Genomic DNA, 22,380 nt, shown 5'->3' on the forward strand with positions numbered 1-22,380 from the left:
TCCACATTAGAAAAATTAAACTAAGATATTATGATACTTAAAAAAATAACTGCTGTAATATTAATGTTGTTTGTTTCGGTTTTAAGTTTTGCGCAAAGCGGTAAAAAACTGGACAAAATTATAAAAAGAGATTATCAGATTATTGAATGTACTATTAGTAAGGTATCTGACAAGACTGTAGAATATTCTCTTCCGGGCGAAACTCTGGTAATTTCTCTAGATGTTTCACAAATCGCTAAAATTGATTTTGCAAGCGGGCGTTCGCAGACTTTTGATGTAAGTGCAGGAAATAATTCTTCCTCTTCCGGTTCTTCGACTATTGTAGCAGCGTCTGAAATTAAGCAAAATACCATTGCGGTTCTTCCTGTTCCTTATTTAAATTCAGATACTCAGGAAAGCTCAGAGGATATGGCAAAATTCGCTCAAAACGATCTTTACAATAAGCTGCTTGATAAATCATCCAATATTTTTCCTTTAACGGTTCAGGATTTGAGAACAACAAACAGCCTGCTTCATAAAGCGGGAATTGATCATAACAACATTGACGAAACACCGATTGAGGATCTTGAGAAAATACTTGGAGTTGATAATATTGTAGCGGCAAAAGTTTCTTATACCATGAATTCCGGCACCACTGCAACTACTTACAACAGTGGAAATGCAAAAATAAGCGACAATAATAAAAAAGTAAAAACTAATGACATATCGACTACAACAGCCAATACACAGGTTTATTATTATTATACCGTTTATTTTGATATGTATAAAAATACTTCAAAAATATATTCACAAACCCGTAAACCATTTTTGGCAGTAAAAGACAGCTGGATTGATTCTATTTCTTATTTATTAAAAAGAAGTCCTATTTACACAAAAAAATAACGAATAGAGGAGTTGCAATTAATTTAATCTTTGTATCTCTGCAGCTTTAAATCTTTGCACCTAAAAAAATGTTTCACTTATTAGATATTATCGGCACAATGGCTTTTGCAATGTCCGGCGCTTTAACGGCAATGCATAAAAAACTGGATCCGTTTGGGGTTTTTATTATTGCGTTTGTTACGGCAGTAGGAGGCGGAACGCTTCGTGATGTGTTAATTGGAAGAACTCCGGTGGGATGGATGATGAATCTGCAATATGTTTATGTCATTATTTTAGGTTTTTTTCTGGCTATTATTTTCAGAAAAAAATTTGATAAACTAAGAACTTCATTGTTTTTATTTGATACAATTGGTTTAGGCGTTTTTACTTTAATTGGTCTCGAAAGAGGGATTTTAACAGGTCTTCATCCCGTAATCTGCGTAGCACTGGGCACCATGACAGCTTGTTTTGGCGGTGTAATCCGGGATATTTTATGTACGGAGATTCCAACCATTTTTAGAAGAGAAATTTACGCTACGATTTGTATTTTTGGCGGAATCGTATTTTTTGCACTCAAGAAATTAAATTTAGAAGATGATGTCCTGTATCTTGTAACTTCGGTTATAATAATTTCAGTTCGTTTACTGGCCGTAAAATACAAATGGTATCTGCCGGCTTTTGAGCATAAATAAGATGTAGAAAAGAGATTAGCTGCAGATTAAACAGCCTAAGAGATTTTTTGCCTAAGCTTAAGAAAAATCATTTAAATCATAAAAATCTGTGGCCGGAAAATGAAAAACCTGACAGTAAAAAAATACGATCAAAACGATTATAAATTATGGAATGATTTTGTGAGTCAGGCCAAAAATGCAGCGTTTTTATTTCACCGTGATTTTATGGAATATCACAAAGATCGTTTTGAAGATTTTTCACTTTTAATTTTTGAAGAAGAAAAACTAAAGGCCATTCTTCCAGCCAATAAACAAGGAAATGCCATTCATTCTCATCAAGGACTTACTTATGGCGGATTGGTTTTTCTGCCTAAATTAAACGGAGAAAAAATCGAATCGATTCTAGATTCGGTTTTGGTTTTTTTTAAAGAAAACGCAATTGAAACTTTCTATTATAAACCAATTCCCGGTTTTTATTTACCCGAAGGAAATAATGAAATGGATTTCTTTTTATTTAAAAGAGGAGCCGTTTTAGATCGAAAAGAAATGAATCTGGCCGTCAATTTAAACCTGCCTCTCAGGATTTCTAAAAGTAAAATGAAACATTTTAGAAGAATTGAAAATCTGGATTTAGATATAATTGAGGAAAAAGATTTTAACCCATTTTGGAATGAAGTTTTGGAACCAAGATTGTTAGAGAAATTCAATGTAAAACCCATTCACTCAAAAGAAGAAATAGCGCTTTTAAAAAGCAGATTTCCAGAAAATATAAGGCAGTATTCTGTTTACCAAAATGACGAGATAATTGCCGGAATAACTCTTTTTGAAACAAAAAACGTTGTAAAATCGCAATATGGTGCTACCTCCGAAAAAGGAGAACAAGTTAGGGCGCTTGACTTTTTATTTATTAATTTGATTCATAAATATAAGCGAAAAGGCAAGCAGTTTTTTGATATGGGAATTGTTAATGAAGATAACGAATTGGGTTATCATCCCGGTCTTTTAAAACAAAAAGAAGAATTAGGCTGTACCGTTTACAATCAGGATTTTTATAAACTCAATATAAAATGATACCATTTCTGGATCTTAAAAAAATTAACGAACCGTATGAAACCGCCTTTCAGGGAAAACTGAGAGCAGTTTTAGATAACGGCTGGTACATTTTAGGAAAAGAAGTCGAAACATTTGAAAAGTCTTTCGCCGAATATTGTCAATCAAAATATTGTATTGGAGTAGGAAATGGTTTTGATGCCTTGGTTTTGATTTTTAAAGGTTATATCGAACTCGGAAAACTCAAAAAAGGTGATGAAGTAATTGTTCCCGCAAATACATACATCGCAAGTATTCTGGCTATTTTACAAGCCGATTTAATTCCGGTTTTGGTCGAGCCAAAATTGAAAACGTACAATATTAATCCTGATTTAATTCAGGAGAAAATTACTTCAAAAACCAAAGCCATTTTAGCCGTTCATCTTTACGGACAACTGGCTGAAATGGACAAAATAAATGAAATTGCCGTAAAAAATAAGTTGATTGTTGTTGAAGATGCGGCACAATCGCACGGAATAATTAACAATCAACAATTAACAATTCATAATTCAAACGCAGCATCTGCCTACAGTTTTTACCCTGGAAAAAATCTCGGCTGTTTGGGCGATGGAGGAGCGATTACAACAAATGATACTGAACTGGCAAAAGTTCTTTTTTCGCTTCGAAATTACGGCTCAGAAAAAAAATATTACAACGAATATATAGGCATAAATTCGAGATTAGATGAACTTCAGGCGGCATTTTTAAACTTGAAATTACCAAACTTAGATGCCGATAATGATAAACGCAGAGTAATTGCAAAACGATATTTATCTGAAATAAAAAACGATAAAATTGAACTGCCTTTTTGGGATTTATCAAATAACCATGTTTTTCATTTGTTTGTTATCCGAACAAATAACAGAGATGAATTGCAGCAATATTTAGCTGAAAATAATATCCAGACCGTTATTCATTATCCTGTGGCGCCCCATAAACAAAAAGCTTTTTCTCCCGAAACTTCGGAATGGAATACTTTGTCTTTCCCTATAACAGAGAAAATTCACAATGAAGTTTTAAGTCTGCCAATGAGTCCGGTTTTAAAAGATTCAGAAATTGATTTTATTATTGCCGTTTTAAATAGATATTAATTTGGGGATATTAAAAAAAATAGTCAATTCTACTTTGTTTAAGATTACTTCGTTAAACAGCTTTAGCGTAGGACTTAAAATAGGTATTGGTTTAATAACATCAAAAATACTGGCCATTTTTGTTGGACCTGGAGGAATGGCTTTAGTAGGCAATCTTCGTAATTTTTTAACTTCTTTAGAAAGCATTTCCATATTAGGTTTTCAAAACGGAATAGTAAAATATATAGCTCAAAATCAAAAGAATGAAGACGAATTAAAAAAAATAATAGCGACAGTTTTTGTTACTTTAATTTGTGTTGTTCTTGTTTTAAGTGGTGTTTTGTATTTTTTTGCTTCTTTTTGGAACGATAGAATTTTAGAACACAATGCAGATAATTCTTTGGTATTTAAAGTTTTGGCACTTGCTTTACCATGGTATACCGTATCTGTTTTTTTGCTGTCAGTATTAAATGGCTTAAGCAAATTTACTAAAGTAATTTGGGTCAACATTATAGGAAACTTAATTGGTTTGCTGGTTTCTCTTGTAATGATATTAAAATTCCACACTTTAGGAGCATTATTAGCCATTGTAATAACGCCTTCGTTATTATTTTTTGTCACTTTTTATTTTGTGGAGAAAGAAATTAAATTTCTAAAAATTATTCGTCTGCGATGGTATGATTTTACAATTATAAAAAACTTACTGCCTTATTCTTTAATGGCTTTGGTTTCATCCGTTTTAGGTCCAATAGTTTTATTAGCCGTTCGAAATAATCTTATTGAAAAGTTAGGATTAGATCAAGCCGGTTTTTGGGAAACGATGACGCGAATTTCGTCTTATTATTTACTCTTTGTAAGCACAATTCTAACCGTTTATTTTTTGCCGAAACTTTCAAAAGCTCAGGATAGTACCCAAACGAAATTCATTTTTTGGCAGTTCTATAAAACAATCTTGCCTGTTTTCTGCCTTGGTTTATTTGTAATTTATTGCAACCGCTATTTCATAATTCAATTATTGTTTACCAAAGAATTTCTGCCCGTAACAACACTTTTTTTCTGGCAGCTAACGGGTGATGTTTTTAAAGTAGCTTCCTTAATTTTGGGCTACCAGTTTTTTGCCAAAAAGCTGACGAAAGCCTTTATTATTTCAGAATTGTTTTCTCTTGGTACCTTGTATTTTTTGAGTCTGCTTTTTGTAGATTATTATGGAATAGAAGGAATGGTTATGGCTCAGGCTTTTGATAACTTTCTTTATTTTGTGGTGTTAGCGATTTATTTTAGAAAAAGCTTGATTTAAATAAAACCAGATCTCGATGATTTGTACTATTTTTTCTTTTATTGAAGTTAACTGTTGGTTGTAATTATCAAAAAAAGAAAAAACATTTAACATAGATTTTATTTGTAGAAAAGAATATAAAAAAGAAACTGGTTTCTAACACATAGCCCTCTAAATAAGTGAAACGCTTTTTCGAGAGTGTTAAATCTATCCCGAAGCTTCGGGACTATATGTTTTAAATACACCCAACTGGTTGAAGTTATATTTGTTAAGGATGAAATTTAAACGCCTTCAATTCTATTTTTATAAATGCTAAATATTAAATTTTTGAATCCATTTTTTACTAAAGAAATTAGAGTTTTAATCTGCGTAGGATTACTATTTCGTCTTTTATTATCGATTTTATATTTTCACGTAACCCTGTTTCCTGATTCTGAAGGATATTTATTTCTAGCCCAAAAAATACTAAATTTTGATCTCAGTTTTTACAATGGAGAAAGAACTCCCGGATATCCATTATTTATTGCTTTAGCATTTGGGTCTACAGCATTAACTGTCATATATCAGGTTGTTTTAGGAATTGTAACTTCTGTTTATTGGTTTAAAACAATTCAAAATTTAAATTTTGATTCAAAAACGGCATTGTACATTACGCTTTTTTTACAAAGTTTTCTTCAAATTCATTTTTATGAAAGAATAATATTGGTAGAATCTTTAACGCTCTTTTTTATCTCGGTATTATTCTTTTATTTATCAGCAGATTACTTAGAAAATAAAAGTTTAAAAAGGGATTTTACAGTGGCGGTAATTCTTGGTTTGCTCGTTTTAATTAAACCTTTTTATGCCTTTATTCCGTTTGTTATTTATGGATTTAGTGTGGTAAAGCGTTTTAAAATCTCAAAGATTATAAGCTCTAAATTAATGCTGCTGCTGTTTCCCCTAATCTCATATTTTGGCTGGTCGTATGTCAATAAAATAAATACGGGTTATTTTGTATCCACTACATTTTTTGGTCTAAATTTATCTCAAAACTGCGTTTATTTTGCTGAAAAAACAACGCCCGAATATAAGTGGATTGGGTTAGTTTATGCAAAACACAGAGATAAATTAATAGAAGAAAACAGCAAATTACCATCTCATCTTCAAACGGATATCGCCATGACAATCTGGGATGCTCAAAGTGATTTACTGCCCAAAACAGCCGGTAATTTTGCTGTACTCTCGGCAGAACTTGGCGGTTATGCTAAAGCAACGATAAAAAAGAATCCGTTAGAATATGTAAAGCAAGTTATTTTTAGATCATGGTTTGATTTCTGGAAACCAAAAATATATTGGGATTACAATAGTTTTTCGCTTCCTTTTGTAAATAAAATATTTTTAGGAATTTGGCTTTTTCAGACTATATTAACTTGGTTTTTTAAAGTCTTTTTTGTGTTCTTAATTCCGTACCATTTTGTTTTGTTTTTCAAGAATCGCCGCATCACAAAAGAGCTTCTTTTTACTACGATTATTTTTCTAACCTCTGTACTTCAGGCTTTAGTTACGTATGGCGGCAATTCAAGATTCAGTTTTCCTTTTGAATATATAATGATGCTTGTTGTTATCTTATTTATCAGGGACAATATTCTGGATAAGAGAAAAAAACTTGTAGTTTAGTTTATTGCAAATTCCATGTATCAAGGTATTTTTGAGCAATTTTTATATAATGGTGTTCTTTCTCAATAAAAGCTCTTGCACGTTTTCCTATGGCAGTAATTTCATCGGGATTTTCAATTAAAAACGACAATTCGTTTACTAGATAATCAACATCCGGCAGCGCATTTACACAAACCCTTTCGGTTAAATTATAATGTTCTGTAAACTCACTTTCGGCTCCTGTAAAAACAACTTTTCCTTTTGCCATTGCCTCGAGTGCGTTGTAACCCTGATCATAACCATAAACCTGATCAAGTAAAATATGAGCCTGATTATACAAGGTGATGTATTCTTTGTACGGCGCATCTTCGACTTTTATAATACCAACTCTTGGGCCGTATTTTTTTAGAATTATCAAAAGGGCTTCTTCAAAAAATGCAGTTCCTTTTTTAATAGCGCTGCTGTTATTTTTCCCTGCAAAAATGATTATTTTTTGAGAAATAACTATGGGCTCAAAACTAATTTTATCAATATTTACTGGATTTGGAATTAAGATTTTGTCAGGTAACGGTAGTTTATAATCTAAATCAGAAACCATTATTCTGATTACTTTTTTGCTTACAAATTCATATAAATCCCGATAGTTTTTACGGGTATATTTTAATGAAAAATGATAGTTAGGCGCTAATTTTTTGTTTTGTAAAAGTGGTGTCAGAATCGAATATTTTACTTCATCTTTTAATAAAAAATCAATAATCGGCGTATCTTCACCGCAAACCAAAAGAAAACTTTTTTTGTTTTGTCTGAAAAGCCTTTTCAATAAAAATTTAGAAAAAAACGGATAGGTTTCAATCGCATTCGAGTTGATTAATTGTACAACATCGTAGTTTTTTAATTTTGGAAGTAAAAACCAAAAGCGAATTCCTTTTTCGGCTAATTGTAAATCGGTTTTAAAAATTCGGAAGAAAACTTTATTGCAAAAAACTAAAAATTTATTGTCCAGAAAAAACTTTGGGTGAATAGAATAGTCAACAGGAAATTTTTTAAAATTATCGCCCGTTGCAATAATCGAAACTTCGTGTTGTAAGGCTTCTAATCCTTCTTTTAAAGAATTATGTAATCGGCTGTATTCTCCTACCAAGAGTATTCTCATTTCTGCGGGAAATATTTATATTTACGTAAATATATATGAAAATGTTAAATGTTTTTTCTGAAAATGATTTTGAAATTCTAATTGCGACCAAAGATAGGAGCAATTTAGATTTTTTACATCCAATGTTTCCGCATGAACATTTTTCAACTTTTAATTTATTGATTGTAAATCAAACCGAAAATGCCATTTTACAATCTGATTTTGATTCGGTTAGAGTTTTAAATGCCAATGAAAAAGGCTTGTCTAAAAGCCGCAATAAAGCAATTCAGAACGCTTCAAAAAATATTTGCCTTTTTACAGATGATGATGTCATTTTTACAGAAAATTTAAAAATGAGGATTCTTTCTGCTTTCGAAAAAGATTTAAAAGCCAGCATTATTACCTTTAATCATGTAAGAATTGGAGATTCTGAACCACAAAAAAAGCAAAATAAAACTTTTGAACACAATAAGGAAAGTATCTGGAATGTAAGTTCAATCGAAATTGCTTTTAAATTAAATGATATAAAGAGGAGTAATATTTCTTTTGATGAAAACTTCGGACTTGGTTCTTTTTTTGAAACCGCCGAAGAGGTTTTGTTTTTACAATCGGGTTTAAGCCAAAACTTAAAAATTAGTTTTAATCCTGAAATTATCGTTTCGCATCCGCAATTTTCATCGGGAAAAAATGAAGGCTCAGATTCCATAATTTACGGCAGATCGGCTTTGTTTTATAAGCTTTACCACAATTTTGCTTATGTTTGGCTTATCAAATATGTTTTTTTTCTAATCAGAAGAAAAAGCATCAAAATATCAGAAATACAAAAAAAAATTAAAACAGGGGTAAACGGAATTTCAAAATTCAAGGAATTAACCAAAAGCAAAATATGACCACAAATGCCGATATTCAATTAATTGAAATTCCGAAAATTCAGGATAGGAGAGGAAATCTCTCAGTTATTGAAGGAAGTACAATTCCATTTGTTTCAAAAAGAGTATATTATTTATATGATGTGCCAAGCGGGAGCAGGCGAGGGGGGCATGCCCATAAAGAACAGCACGAACTTTTGATTGCTTTGAGCGGCAGTTTTGATGTTGTTCTTAAAGATGGGAAATCGATAAAAACTGAAACGTTGAATAAACCTAATTTAGGTTTACTTATAGTAAACGGTATTTGGCGTGAATTACAAAATTTTTCATCAGGCGCTGTTTGTTTGGTTTTGGCTTCAGATGAATTTAATGAGAACGATTATATACGTGAATATAAGGAGTTTAAATTATTTAAAAACAGATGATCCTAATCCAATTTCTGCCAATTTAAGTTTTAATCCAATTAAAATTTGCAATAAACTTGAGGGAAGGCTAAGAAGAAATCTCTTTTTAAAGCTTAATTTTTTTAGATTAATTCCGTTGTAATAATAATTAAATTGGTTTTCATTATGCGTTAATTTACTTTTTACAGCCAATGAAAATCGGTTTAAATCCAAAAAATATTTAAGATCGGGATTTGTTTTTTCGAGTTCTTCAAATTTTGAAAAATCCATTTTAGAATGCATTAAAGACGCGTTTTTCGAAAGACTATTTTCATCATGTATGTAGCGCACCAATATTTTCCAAATAAATAAAATGGGATAAATAATTCCAATTCTAATCCATAAATCGGTGTCTTGTCCGCTTTTTATTTCGGGATCAAATATGCCTGTTTTTTTAAAAATACTTTTCCTGAAAACGGCTGCCGAAGTCAGAATTACAGATTCTTTATTACTTGCACGGAAATAATTTACAAACTCAAAATCGCCCGTTTTGCGTATGGAATATTGTGCAGGAAATGTCTTTTTTGAAGTTTCGATTTCTATAGCACAAGCAAAAACTTTTTGTTTTGGAAAAAATGTGCAATAATGATGCATGGTTTCCAGAAAATGAGGATACCAATAATCATCTGCATCCAGAAAGGCAACAAAATCTGCATTTGATTCTGTTAAACCAAAATTTCTGGTTTGAGAAACGCCTTCATTTTTTTTGCTGAAATATCGAATTCTATCGTCTTTAAACTGTAAAACCTTTTCTTCGCTTTTATCTGTAGATCCGTCGTTTACTATAATAATTTCAAAATCCTGAAAAGTCTGACTCAACACACTTTGTATCGTATTTTCGATAAAATTTTCTTTGTTGTACAACGGAATTATGATAGAAAAAAAAGCCATTTATTTTGAGTTTAAAAAAGAATAATAGCCTAATTTATATAAGTCGAATAAAAAAAGTGACGGTTTTTCTGAAGTTAGATTCTGTTCGATTTTTAATTCTAATTTCTTAAAAAAGAAAGTAAAAACAGAAACCAGTTTTACTCTTTTTAAAAGAAAAAACGATGTGGCAACTTTACTTTGATTTTTAGCTATTTTATTTGAAGAAACAAGAAAAAACAGGTTTTCTAATGCCGTTTTTGTTTTGCTTAAAAACAGAACCGAAGTTTCTAAATTGAGATGAAAAACCAGATTTTCGATATGCGTAATCGTGATTTGATTTGATTTTAAAACTGAGAAAAAAAGTAAATCTTCGTAGCCGTATCGTGTGACGGTTTCATCAAAAGGAAAACGAGCAAGAATTTCTTTTTTTACTAATAAATTTGAAACCAATGCAGTGTCTGAGGGATTTTTTTTTCGTTCAGATACATTTAGTGCCTCTCTTTTTTTACCATAAATCCAGCGTAGAAGATGTTCTTTCTCGGGTTTTTTGTTTTCATATACAATACCGCCAAATACTACTTTTTGAGCATTGTTTATTTCTGAAATATAATTTGAAATGAAATTCTCGTGAACAGGAAATGTATCGGCATCAAGAAAAAGTAAATTTTCATAAAGCGCTTTTTCAGCTAATAAATTCCGAATTGCACTGCGTCCGATATTCTTTGGTAAAATTTCAAATCTGCCTTTTTTTAGTTGGTTAATTCCTTGGTTTTCAGTCGTAAAAATATCCGAGGCATCATCCAGACAAATAATTTCAAAAGCGATATTTAATTCCACGGCTTGATTATGCAGTTTTTCGACTAATGAAAATGCATCATAATTATAAACCGGAATTAAAATGGAAAGCATTACACGCTTCTTTGCACCACTTCAAAAATTCTTTCATCTTCACATTTTAATGTTTTAGATGGGAATTTCATTAACAAAGCATAATCGTGAGTAGCCATGATAACAGTTTTACCATTGGCATTGATTGTTTTTAAAACCTCTAAAACCTCAGAACTTGTCTGTGGATCAAGGTTTCCTGTAGGTTCATCGGCTAAGATAAATTCCGGGTCGTTAAGAAGGGCTCTTGCAATTGCTACACGCTGTTGCTCTCCTCCAGAAAGCTGATGAGGCATTTTGTTTACAAAATCTTTCATGCCCACTTTGTCTAAAACCTCGTCTATTTTATGCTCCATAGCCTCTTTTTCAACCCAGCCGGTTGCTCTTAAAACAAAAAGCATATTATCTTTGATAGAACGATCCGGAAGTAATTTAAAGTCTTGGAAAACAATACCGATTTTACGTCTCAAATACGGAATATCTTTCTCTTTTAAAGTTGCCAAATCAAATTCAACTATATGGCCTTCACCTTCTGTCAGAGGTAAATCTGCGTATAAAGTTTTTAAAAAGCTGCTTTTTCCAGAACCTGTTTTACCAATGATGTAGATAAATTCACCATGTTGTACATCCAGATTAATATGAGATAAAATTTTTCTTCCTTCTTGATATATAGTGACTTCTTTGAGAGATAGTACGGTTTGTGACATAATAAAATTGATTTGAATGGTAAAAGTAATAAGATAACGATTGGATTCAAAATAAATTTCAATCATTTCTTAAGAAAAGTTCTAGGAAAAGGATTGAAAATTTAATCCATGTAAGTTATACAAGTTCATTTTAGTTAATATGCTAAAATCATCTAGCTTATAATTACTTATATAACTTATATGAATTGTTTGAAGTAACTAAATGTTCATTGTTTAAAAAAATATTCATAATAAATTCAAGAAACGTTTCGTTATAAACGGTATAAAATGATAAATTTGAATACTAAATATAACTAAAATGCATAGACTTTCCTGGTTCTTTTTATTCCAAATTATCCTTACTTCGACCATAGTTTCGGCACAAAAATCAGCTATTTATACTTACGATTTAAAGGATTTTGACAAAGCACTGGCTTTATATAATGATAAACAATACGCTTCGGCACAACATATCTTTGAATATGTAAAAAATAATGCACAAACTGAAGAGGTTAAATCAGACTGTGCGTACTACATTGCCAATTGCGCAATTAGAACCAATCAGGCAAATGCGGATGCTTTAATGGAAAAATTCGTGGAGGATTATCCAACAAGCACCAAACAAAATCAGGCTTATATTGAAGTTGCACAATATTTCTTTGAGCAGGGAAATTATCCAAAAGCACTGCAATGGTTTGATAAAGTTGACGAAAGTTACATGAGCAAATCAGAATCGGATAAATTTAATTTCCAGAAAGGATACAGTTATTTTAATGCTAAAAAGAAGAAAGAAGCAACGACTTATTTCAACAAAGTGGTGAACTCTCCTGAATATGGTTCTCAAGCTAAGTATTATTTAGGGTTTATGGCCTATGAAGGCGACGACTATAAAGAAGCAACGAAATATTTTGATGAAGTTTCGGGCGAAGAAAAGTACAAAGAAAAGCTTTCGTATTATCAGGCCGACATGAATTTTAAACTCGGAAATTTCCAAAAAGCAATTGATTTAGGCCAAAAAGCAATGGCGAAATCCAATGAAATGGAAAAATCGGAACTGAATAAAATTATTGGTGAAAGTTATTTCAATTTAAAACAATACGACAAAGCGATTCCTTATTTAGAGCAGTACGCTGGTAAAAAAGGAAAATGGAATAATACCGATTTTTACCAGTTAGGTTACGCCTATTATGAGCAGAAAAACTACGAAAAAGCGATTTCTCAATTCAATAAAATTATTGAAGGAAAAGATTTCGTGGCACAAAATGCATACTACCATTTAGGGCTGGCGTATTTAAATACAGGTAAAAAACAAGAGGCGTTAAACGCATTTAAGAATGCATCTGAAATGGATTTTAATGCACAGATTCAGGAAGATGCTGCTTTAAATTATGCTAAAGTGAGTTATGATATTGGAAATGCCTATCAAACCGTTCCCGGAATTTTGCTTGATTTCTTAAAAAAGTATCCAAACAATTCAAGCAGGGCAGAAGTAGAGAAGCTTTTAGTTGACTCTTATATTTCGACTAAAAACTACAAAGAGGCTTTGGCTTTATTAGAAAAAAACAGATCGGCAGAGAATAAAGCGGCTTATCAAAAAGTGCTTTTTTACAGAGGAGTAGAATTATATAACGAATCGAATTATACCGAAGCAGGAAAAATGTTTAAAAGCGCAGTAAGCGAACAAAAAACGCCTGAATTTACTGCCCGTGCCACGTTCTGGAAAGCAGAAACAGAATATCTTAATGACGATATGCAGAATGCATTGTTAACTTATAAGCAATTTGCCGGACTTCCTGCGGCTAAATCGACTGACGAATATAAAAACATCAATTACAATATTGGCTACACCTACTTTAAACTGAAAGAATACGATCAGGCTGCTAACTCGTTTCAGGCTCAAATTGATAATAATAAAGAAGATAAAGTACGTTTAAACGATTCGTATCTGCGTTTAGGAGATTCGCGTTTTGTGAGTTCAAAATATGCTCAGGCAATGGAAGCTTACGGAAAAGCAATGGCTTCAAATAGTGTTGATGCTGATTATGCGCAGTTTCAAAAAGCACTTTCTTACGGATTTATGTCGAAAAACGATCAGAAAATCAGTGAGCTGAATAATTTTCTTAAAATGTATAAAAAATCAGAATATCGTGACGATGCTTTATATGAGTTAGGAAATACTTATGTAGCAGATAAAAAGAATGATCTGGCGCTTAAAACTTACGATCAGTTAATTTCAGAATACAAAAACGGTTCGTTTACTTCAAAATCTATTTTAAAACAAGGCTTGATCTACTATAATTCTGATCGTGATGAACAGGCTTTAACCAAATTTAAAAAAGTAGCGGCTGAGTTCCCAAAAACACCGGAAGCTCTTGAAGCCGTTTCTACAGCAAGATTAATTTATGTTGATTCTGGAAGAGTAGATGAATATGCAACATGGGTTAAGACTTTAGACTTCGTTTCAGTTACAGATGCTGAATTGGATAACGATACTTATGATGCAGCTTTTAAACAATACAGCCAAAACAACAGCAAAGCAGCGGTTACTGGTTTTGCGGGTTATGTGAGCAAATTCCCTTCCGGATTACATGCGTTAGAAGCTAATTTTTACTTGGCACAATTATATTATACTGAAGGTTCAGAAACAAAATCAATTACTAATTATCAGTATGTAATCGATCAGCCGAGAAGTGAATTTACAGAACAGGCTTTAAACAGACTGGCTCAGATTTACTTAAAAGCCAAAGATTGTGATAAAGCGATTCCGGTTTTAGTTCGTTTAGAAAACGAAGCCGATTATCCTCAAAACAAAAACTTCGCTCAGGCCAACCTGATGAAATGTTATTATGACAAAAAGGATTATGATAATTCGGTTGTTGCAGCAGACAAAGTATTAGCTAATCCTAAAGCTGATGCCAACGTAAAAGCCGATGCTCAGATTATCGTAGCACGTGCGGCAATTCAAACAGGAAATGAAGATAAGGCAAAAACAGCTTATGCAAAACTGTCTACAACTTCAAAAGGAGAGTTGGCAGCCGAAGCATTGTACTATGATGCCTATTTTAAAACCAAAGAAGGAAAATTTGAAGCTTCGAATACTGCGGTTCAAAAACTGGCAAAAAGCTATTCTGCTTACAAATACTATGGGGCAAAAGGATTGGTTTTAATGGCGAAAAATTTCTACGGATTAAAAGACAGCTACCAGGCAACTTATATTTTAGATAACGTAATTAACAATTTTACAGATTATCCGGATGTTGTGGAAGAAGCTAAAAAAGAGTTGAGTGCGATTAAATTAGAAGAGTCTAAAACGAATTCGTCAATTAATAAATAAGTTATAAGTTAGAAGTGAAACGTTTAATGTCTTTACATTTTACATCTCACATAACACATTTTACAAGTTATGAGTTTACCTTTTTATATAGTTGATGTTTTTGCCGATAAAAAATATGCAGGAAATCAACTGGCGGTTTTTTTAGATGCTGAGAATTTGAGTTCAGAAGAAATGCAGCAGATTGCCCGTGAGATAAATTTCGCTGAAAGCACCTTTATTACCAAACTGGATAAAGAAAACAATAAAGCCGAAATTAAAATATTTACACCGTCTCAGGAAATGCAGTTTGCAGGCCATCCTATAATTGGAACTTCATGGGTTTTGATTAATAAGATATTTGATAATTCGCCTGAGAATATAACATTGAATGTTCCAATCGGGCCAATTAAAATTAATCAGTCAGAAAGTTTGATTTGGTTAAAAGCAGCACAGCCGAAGTTTTGGGATGTTTTTTCGAAAGAAGACATAACATTCTTCAGTAATCTGAAAAAAGAAGATTTTGAGAATCAATTTCCAATTCAGGAAGTAACAACCGGAAGTGCCTTTGTAATGGTGGGGTTAAGCAGTAAAAGAGCGTTGGAAAATTTGGTTTTGGATAAAGATAAAACAGACGAATGGCTGAAAAAAAATTGTAAAACATCGCACAGAGGCTTGTACTTTTATTATTTGGAAGGTTCTAAAATGTTTAGCCGAATGCTGTGTATTGAGCACAATCAGTTAGTAGAAGATGCTGCGACTGGAAGTGCAAGTACCTGTCTTCAGGCGTTCCTGTTAAAATATCATAAACCTGAATTTGAATTGGTTAATTATCAGGGTGATTACATAGGCCGTCCGTCTCAGATTTATTTTAAAGGAAAATTAACGGAGGATCAGTTTGATATTAATATTGGCGGACAAGCTCAGTTTGTTGCCAAAGGGGAATGGGAAGCGTAGAAATTAGAAAATTGAGAAAATTAGAAAATTAGATAATTGTAAAATTTAAAAGTGAAAAAGTGAGCGGGGTATTTAAAATGTCACATTTTACAACTTACATCTCACACTATAAATTTTTACAAAACAAAAGAAATATGAAAATTAATTGCCGAAATAAAATCATCGTTTTATTAGTATTATTTGTCTGCCAGCTTTCGTTTTCGCAAAAGAAAAATGAAAGTATTGGAACTGAAACGGTAAACGTGGTAAAACCTTATTCGCCAACAGTATCTGATGCTTTTAAAGTGAAAGAAACGCCTTCGCTGGACGATGCCGGAAACCAGCCGAAAGAAACTATAAAATATAGTATTTTATCTGTTCCGGTGGCATCGACTTTTACGCCTTCAAAAGGAAATGCCCAAGGTGTGGATAAATCTAAAAAAGAAAGATTATTTAATAATTATGCAACGCTTGGAGTTGGAAATTACGGAACCTTAAATGCTGAATTGTTTGTAACGCAGGATTTAGGAAACAATGATTATTTAGCCGGAATGCTGCGTCATCATTCTTCACAGGGAGGAATAAAAGATGTGAACCTGAATGATGAATTTTATGACACGGGTTTAAACATTGGTTACGGACAGAATAATCGCGATATGTCTTGGGGAATTGATGCTGGCTATCAAAATCAGGTTTATAATTGGTATGGTTTACCAGCGGATTTTGGAATGACCCTGCCTCCGGCAACACAGGAGGATTTAATTAGAGGAATTAACCCAAATCATTCTTATAATACTATTTCTTTAGGCGGAAATGCTGAATTTACGGAAAGTATTTTTAGTAAAATTTCAACGCGATTTACACATTTTTCAGATAGTTTTTCTTCTTCAGAAAATCGTTTTTACCTAAAGCCGACTTTTAAAGTGGATGTTATGGATCAGGCTATTAATACAAATGTTATTATAGATCATGTGAGCGGTTCTTTTAAACATAATTATGCCTGGGATAATATTGAACCATTAAAATACAGTTTAACAAATTTCGGGATCGAACCTAGTTTTGTGGTGACTGAAAATGATTGGACATTAGAACTAGGAGCAGGTTTGTTTTATGCTCTGGATTCTGAAAACAGCGGTAATAAATTTTATATCTATCCAAAAGTAAATGCATCATATAAATTAGTGGGTGATTTGATGATTTTCTATACAGGAGTAAACGGTGGATTAAACCAGAATTCGTATGCTGATTTTGTAACCGATAATCCATTTTTGTCTCCAACTTTAAATATGCGTCCAAGCAGTACACAGTATAATGTTTTTGCCGGATTAAAAGGTAAATTGGCAAACAATATCAATTACAATTTAACGGCTTCTTACTTAAATGAAAAAGATAAAGCATTGTTTAAAAGCAATGATTATACAGAAGATTTTTCGAACCAGAATTATGCTTTTGGAAACTCTATGAATGTTGTTTATGAGGATATAAGAACTTTTCGTTTTTACGGAGAATTAAAAGCTGATTTTTCTCGAAATGTTTCTTTTGGAATCAACGGAACTTTTAATAGTTACAATACAGATAACGGAATTGAAGCATGGAATTTACCTTCGATGAAATTAAGTTCGACTTTAGACGTTAATATTACTAAGCAATGGTATGCCGGGTTTAATATTTTCTATGTTGGAGAGCGTAAAGACATGCAGTCTAATTTAAATTCAGGTGTTGATCCGGTTATCACGACTTTAAAAAGCTATTTTGATGCCAATGCGCATTTAGGATACAAATACAACGAGCGTTTGACTTTCTTTCTAAAATTAAATAATATTGGAAATCAGGCTTACGAAAGATGGCTGAACTACCCGGTTCAGGGATTCCAGGTTTTAGTAGGAGGAAATTATAAATTCGATTTTTAAAGTTTTCGCTGTAATGACATAGAGGCACAAAAATTATGTGAATATAAAAAGTGCCTTTTTTTTAGCCATGAGTTCGTGAATTTTTTGGAGTAAATTCGTGAATTCGTGGCTAATTTTTTTTGCATAATCAAAAACCTTTGCATCTTTGTAACCTAGAATCTCAGCACCATCAATAAAATGAACTTCAAGCAAAAAATACACTCTCATTACCTACAAATGGTTCAAGATCGAATAGATGTTTTTAAAGACATGATTTCGGGATTGACAGAAGATTCTAAAAATGATGCAAAAGGTTCAGCCGGCGACAAGCACGAGACAGCCTTGTCGATGATGCATATTGAGCAGGAAAAACTAACCAATAAACTCAAAGAAGCGATTGCTCAAAAAGCAGTTCTGGATAAAATTGATCCAGTCAAAGTAACAGAAAATATCATTTCCGGCAGTTTAGTAAAAGCAAACGGAATTTATTTATACGTAAGCGTTGCACTTCCTAAAATTACAATTGATGGTATAAATGTTATTGCGCTTTCTCCGCAGTCGCCTTTAGGAAATCATTTAATGGGTAACAAAGCTGGATTTCAGTTTGAGATTAATAAAACGCATTATACTATTCAAAGTGTTGAATAGGAGCTTAAGTCTTTTTAAGAACTTTGCCAAAGTTTTAAACTTTGGCAAAGTTGAATAACCCATGGAGCTTGAAATCACAGCGTAGATAATTTGCTATAAATATTATGCTCCAATGGAGCATTTTTTTATTGAATCAAATGGCAGGTAGATATTAAACATAAAATAATTTCCTAACAGTTTTTTCTACTCTGCTTGTGGATCTTTCATGAATATTTAAATATCATGAAATTTAATTCAAAAATTTCTTTAAAACATTAGTTTTTACACGTGTTTTGCCTTCAAAATTGAAATTTATAAGTTTAGCCCTTTTTTTAAAGCTAAAATTTTACATTTTATATGTAAAAACAATTTTATGCTTTTGAATTATAACTGAAATTAGGTTTTGTGTTTTTCAATTGTAACCAATACCGCATCTTTGCCCTATCAAAATAAAATTTAATAGTTAAAATATAAAATTATGTGTGGAATTGTATGTGCCTTTGATCTAAAACAAAAAGCCGAGACTTTAAGACCTCAAGTATTAGAAATGTCTAAAATCATTCGTCACCGCGGACCGGACTGGAGCGGAATTTACAGTAATGATAAGGCTATTCTTTCTCATGAGCGTTTGGCAATTGTAGATCCAGCTTCAGGAAAACAACCTTTATTTACAGAAGATAAAAAATTGGTTTTGGCTGCAAATGGTGAAATTTACAATCACAGAGACCTGCGTAAACAATTTGAAGGCAAATATAACTTTCAAACCGAAAGTGACTGCGAAGTTATTTTAGCTTTATACAGAGAAAAAGGAGTAAGCTTTGTTGATGAATTGAACGGAATTTTCGGATTTGCAATTTATGATGTGGATAAAGATGAGTATTTTGTGGCTCGCGACCATATGGGAATTATTCCATTGTATATTGGGTGGGATCAACACGGAACTTTCTACGTAGCTTCTGAATTGAAAGCATTGGAAGGATATTGTACAAAAATCGAATTATTTCCTCCAGGACATTATTTATCAAGCAAAGACGGTGAATTTGTACAATGGTACAAAAGAGACTGGGTAGACTACGATGCTGTAAAAGACAACGAAACAAGTATTCCGGAAATCAAAAAAGCACTTGAAGCTGCGGTTCACAGACAATTAATGAGTGATGTTCCTTACGGAGTTTTACTTTCTGGAGGTTTAGATTCTTCTATTACTTCGGCTGTAGCCAAAAAGTTTGCTCAAAAACGTATTGAGTCAGATGATACTACAGATGCCTGGTATCCGCAATTACACTCTTTCTCTGTAGGTTTAGAAGGTTCTCCTGATTTAGCTGCAGCAAGAAAAGTAGCAGATCATATTGGAACTATTCACCACGAAATCAAATTTACAATTCAGGAAGGATTAGATGCGGTTCGTGACGTAATTTACAACTTAGAAACGTATGACGTAACTACAGTAAGAGCTTCGACTCCAATGTGGTTAATGGCAAGAGTTATCAAGTCAATGGGGATCAAAATGGTTCTTTCAGGTGAAGGTGCAGATGAGTTGTTTGGAGGATACTTGTATTTCCACAAAGCGCCAAACGCAAGGGAATTTCACGAAGAAAACGTTCGTAAATTAGGAAAACTTCATATGTATGACTGTTTACGTGCAAACAAAAGTTTAGCTGCATGGGGAATCGAAGGACGTGTTCCTTTCTTAGATAAAGAATTTATGGATGTTGCCATGCGCATTAACCCGCAGGATAAAATGATCAACAAAGAACATCCGATGGAAAAGTGGGTGGTTCGTAAAGCTTTTGAAGATATGCTTCCTGAAAGTGTAGCATGGAGACAAAAAGAACAATTTTCTGATGGAGTAGGATACAGCTGGATCGATACTTTGAAAGAAGTGGTAGCCAGAGAAGTTTCGGATGAACAATTAGCAAATGCTAGATTTAAGTTTCCATTACAGACTCCAACTTCAAAAGAAGAGTATTACTATCGTTCGATCTTTACAGAACATTTCCCAAGTGATGCAGCAGCGTTATGCGTTCCTCAGGAAGCAAGTGTTGCCTGCAGTACAAAAATCGCTTTAGAATGGGATGAAGCATTCAAAAACATGAATGATCCTTCAGGAAGAGCAGTAGCAAGTGTTCATGACGATGCTTATGTAAAAGCTTAAATAAGTTAAATTTTAGAATTAGTATATATATTGCAGAAAGACGTTCTTTTTTAAGAACGTCTTTCTTGTCTAAAATTGTTAAATTCTAGATTTCAGTTGTTTATAATTTTTTTTCGGTAATTAATTAACTTACTTTTTTTATATTTGGCATTAGCCAAAAAAAGTTAAACCGATAATATTTAGCATTGAAAATTTAGGAAAGCAGAAAATAATATTTAGTTTTGCTTTTAACATCAATTTTTAATGATTTTTTAATGTTAAGCTTATTTTGGCCAAACACAGAAGAATAAAAAATAAAAAATAGAATAGTATGTCTGGATTATTGGCCGTTATAGGTAAAGGAAAAGACCCACAGCTTGTAAAAGAGCTTTCTGAAAGAATGTCGCATCGCGGCCCTGATGAAAGTGATTTACATATTATGGAAAATGGAAGTGTACTTTGTCATGAAAGTTTATCTATTATCGATTTAAATTCGGGGAAACAGCCTATTCAGGGAACAAACAAGGCCTGGATGGTTCATGATGGGGAAATCTATAATTATCAGGAATTAAAAGATACAGTTTTAAAAGATCATACATTCAGAACAAAATCTGATTCAGAAGTTATTGTGCATTTGTATGAAGAATTTGGATATGATTTCTGTAATAAACTTGACGGTGATTTTGCTTTCGTAATTATCGACGGAGACAAATATATCGCTGGTCGTGATCCAATTGGGGTAAAGCCTTTATATTATGGTCTAGACGAAAGAGGAAGAATTTATTTTTCTTCAGAAATGAAATCTATTGCAGATCAATGCAAATCATTTTCGACTTTTCCTCCGGGACATTATTACACAGCAAAAAGCGGTTTTGTAAAATACTACCATCCAGAATACGAAGATCATAAAAACGCAGTACAGGCTCTGGATTTAAGTTTGATTAGAGAAAGCTTAATCGAGGCAACACGTAAACGTTTAATGAGTGAAGTTCCGGTTGGAGTTATCTTATCAGGAGGTTTAGATACCTCGTTGATTTCGTCAATTGCTTCACGATTATTAAAAGAAAGTGGTAAAAAATTACCCTCTTTTTCTATCGGTTTAGATGCAGATGCACCTGATAATGTGATGGCCAGAAAAGCAGCAGAATTCTTAGGTACAGATCATCATGAAATACATTTTACGGTAGAAGAAGGCGTATCAGTTCTGGAAAAAGTGATTTCGCATATCGAAACCTATGATATTATTTCGGTACGTTCCGGAGTTCCAATGTATTTATTGTCTAAAGCAATAAGTGAAAAAGGAGTAAAAGTAATTCTTTCGGGAGAAGGAGCCGATGAAATTTTCGGCGGTCATTTGTATTTTAGAAATGCACCATCGGCAGAAGAATTTCAGGATGAAACAATAGAAAGAGTTCAAAAGCTCTTTACAGCCGATTTACTTCGTGTAGATAAAACTACAATGGCAAACGGAATAGAAGCCAGAGTACCATTTTTGGATGCTTCATTTTTAGATGTAACCATTAGAATTAAAACGGAAGAAAAGCAGCCTAAAACTTATGATGGAGTTGAAAAATACATTTTAAGAAAAGCGTTTGATACAGCAGAAGATGCTTATCTGCCTGCTGAGGTTTTATGGCGTCAAAAAGAACAATTCTCAGATGGAGTTGGATACAACTGGGTTGATGAATTAATCGAATATTGTTCGGCGCAAGTTACAGATGAGCAATTGGCCGGAGCTAGTGCAGAATTTCCATACAATACACCAACAACAAAAGAAGCTTATTATTACAGATCCATTTTTCATAAATATTATCCTCAGGTCAGTGCGGCACAAACTGTTCGTAAATGGATTCCGAAATGGCAGGAAAATCTTGATCCAAGCGGAAGAGCAAATGCGGCTCATTTACAAGGAAATTTCGAAAGTGTAAAATCTGGAGTAGCTGTTTAAAAAAAAATAATTTCCAATTTTAATCCTGATGGCTTTTAAGGCCGCAAAC

The 22,380-nt window shown here is 32.7% G+C and carries 18 protein-coding genes; 14 read left to right on the plus strand and 4 right to left on the minus strand.

The window, feature by feature from the left end; all coding sequences use genetic code 11:
- The first annotated feature begins 30 nt into the window (after window positions 1-30).
- From BKM63_RS12240 to BKM63_RS12265, 6 genes are all read left to right on the plus strand, one after another.
- The gene (locus BKM63_RS12240; protein WP_071636867.1) at window positions 31-882 is read left to right on the plus strand and encodes a hypothetical protein; all 852 of its coding nucleotides are present in this window, start codon (window positions 31-33) and stop codon (window positions 880-882) included.
- A 68-nt stretch (window positions 883-950) separates the two neighbouring features.
- The gene (locus tag BKM63_RS12245; RefSeq protein WP_071636868.1) at window positions 951-1,553 is read left to right on the plus strand and encodes a trimeric intracellular cation channel family protein; all 603 of its coding nucleotides are present in this window, start codon (window positions 951-953) and stop codon (window positions 1,551-1,553) included.
- Window positions 1,554-1,652: 99 nt separating this feature from the next.
- Window positions 1,653-2,603 (plus strand): GNAT family N-acetyltransferase, encoded by a 951-nt coding sequence (locus BKM63_RS12250; RefSeq protein WP_071636869.1) that lies wholly within the window; start codon window positions 1,653-1,655, stop codon window positions 2,601-2,603.
- Complete coding sequence (locus tag BKM63_RS12255; protein WP_071636870.1) at window positions 2,600-3,712, plus strand: DegT/DnrJ/EryC1/StrS family aminotransferase; 1,113 nt, start codon at window positions 2,600-2,602, stop codon at window positions 3,710-3,712. Before BKM63_RS12250 ends, BKM63_RS12255 begins: the two co-directional genes overlap by 4 nt.
- 34 nt (window positions 3,713-3,746) lie before the next feature.
- On the plus strand, window positions 3,747-4,988 hold the full coding sequence (locus BKM63_RS12260) for an O-antigen translocase (RefSeq protein ID WP_071637351.1): 1,242 nt from the start codon (window positions 3,747-3,749) through the stop codon (window positions 4,986-4,988).
- Window positions 4,989-5,294: 306 nt separating this feature from the next.
- Complete coding sequence (locus BKM63_RS12265; RefSeq protein WP_165608769.1) at window positions 5,295-6,623, plus strand: hypothetical protein; 1,329 nt, start codon at window positions 5,295-5,297, stop codon at window positions 6,621-6,623.
- Between the two features lies 1 nt (window position 6,624).
- Here BKM63_RS12265 and BKM63_RS12270 read toward each other — a convergent pair whose 3' ends face one another.
- The gene (locus BKM63_RS12270) at window positions 6,625-7,755 is read right to left on the minus strand and encodes a glycosyltransferase (protein ID WP_071636872.1); all 1,131 of its coding nucleotides are present in this window, start codon (window positions 7,753-7,755) and stop codon (window positions 6,625-6,627) included.
- A gap of 41 nt (window positions 7,756-7,796) precedes the next feature.
- Between BKM63_RS12270 and BKM63_RS12275 the strand changes: the two genes are divergently transcribed.
- Window positions 7,797-8,624 (plus strand): glycosyltransferase family A protein, encoded by an 828-nt coding sequence (locus BKM63_RS12275; RefSeq protein ID WP_165608770.1) that lies wholly within the window; start codon window positions 7,797-7,799, stop codon window positions 8,622-8,624.
- Window positions 8,621-9,028, plus strand: coding sequence for a sugar 3,4-ketoisomerase (locus tag BKM63_RS12280; RefSeq protein ID WP_071636874.1), 408 nt, complete (start codon window positions 8,621-8,623; stop codon window positions 9,026-9,028). The genes BKM63_RS12275 and BKM63_RS12280 overlap by 4 nt, the downstream gene beginning before the upstream one ends.
- On the opposite strand, the gene BKM63_RS12285 is transcribed toward BKM63_RS12280, so the two are convergent.
- From BKM63_RS12285 to BKM63_RS12295, 3 genes are read right to left on the minus strand one after another with little or no spacing between them, the layout of a single operon-like run.
- Entirely contained in the window at window positions 9,011-9,937 is a 927-nt protein-coding gene (locus BKM63_RS12285) for a glycosyltransferase family 2 protein (protein ID WP_071636875.1), read from the minus strand. The genes BKM63_RS12280 and BKM63_RS12285 overlap by 18 nt on opposite strands.
- The gene (locus BKM63_RS12290; protein WP_071636876.1) at window positions 9,938-10,825 is read right to left on the minus strand and encodes a glycosyltransferase family 2 protein; all 888 of its coding nucleotides are present in this window, start codon (window positions 10,823-10,825) and stop codon (window positions 9,938-9,940) included.
- Window positions 10,825-11,508, minus strand: a complete 684-nt coding sequence (locus tag BKM63_RS12295; protein ID WP_071637352.1) for a cell division ATP-binding protein FtsE — start codon at window positions 11,506-11,508, stop codon at window positions 10,825-10,827. Before BKM63_RS12295 ends, BKM63_RS12290 begins: the two co-directional genes overlap by 1 nt.
- A 298-nt stretch (window positions 11,509-11,806) precedes the next feature.
- Here BKM63_RS12295 and BKM63_RS12300 point away from each other — a divergent pair, with 298 nt between their 5' ends.
- From BKM63_RS12300 to asnB (BKM63_RS12325), 6 genes are all read left to right on the plus strand, one after another.
- A complete protein-coding gene (locus BKM63_RS12300) occupies window positions 11,807-14,821 on the plus strand; it encodes a tetratricopeptide repeat protein (RefSeq protein WP_071636877.1) in 3,015 nt (1,004 codons plus the stop codon).
- A 69-nt stretch (window positions 14,822-14,890) separates the two neighbouring features.
- Window positions 14,891-15,754 carry a PhzF family phenazine biosynthesis protein gene (locus BKM63_RS12305; RefSeq protein WP_071636878.1) on the plus strand — a complete coding sequence of 288 codons (864 nt, stop codon included), beginning with the start codon at window positions 14,891-14,893 and terminating at the stop codon, window positions 15,752-15,754.
- Between the two features lie 134 nt (window positions 15,755-15,888).
- Entirely contained in the window at window positions 15,889-17,643 is a 1,755-nt protein-coding gene (locus BKM63_RS12310; RefSeq protein WP_071637353.1) for a TonB-dependent receptor, read from the plus strand.
- A 177-nt stretch (window positions 17,644-17,820) separates the two neighbouring features.
- Entirely contained in the window at window positions 17,821-18,270 is a 450-nt protein-coding gene (locus tag BKM63_RS12315) for a hypothetical protein (RefSeq protein ID WP_071636879.1), read from the plus strand.
- Between the two features lie 457 nt (window positions 18,271-18,727).
- Window positions 18,728-20,404 (plus strand): asparagine synthase B, encoded by a 1,677-nt coding sequence (gene asnB, locus BKM63_RS12320; protein ID WP_071636880.1) that lies wholly within the window; start codon window positions 18,728-18,730, stop codon window positions 20,402-20,404.
- A 310-nt stretch (window positions 20,405-20,714) separates the two neighbouring features.
- The gene (gene asnB / locus BKM63_RS12325; protein ID WP_071636881.1) at window positions 20,715-22,331 is read left to right on the plus strand and encodes an asparagine synthase B; all 1,617 of its coding nucleotides are present in this window, start codon (window positions 20,715-20,717) and stop codon (window positions 22,329-22,331) included.
- The last annotated feature ends 49 nt before the right edge of the window (window positions 22,332-22,380 follow it).

Origin of the sequence: Flavobacterium johnsoniae, from assembly GCF_001879205.1 — a bacterium.
GTDB lineage: Bacteria > Bacteroidota > Bacteroidia > Flavobacteriales > Flavobacteriaceae > Flavobacterium > Flavobacterium johnsoniae_A.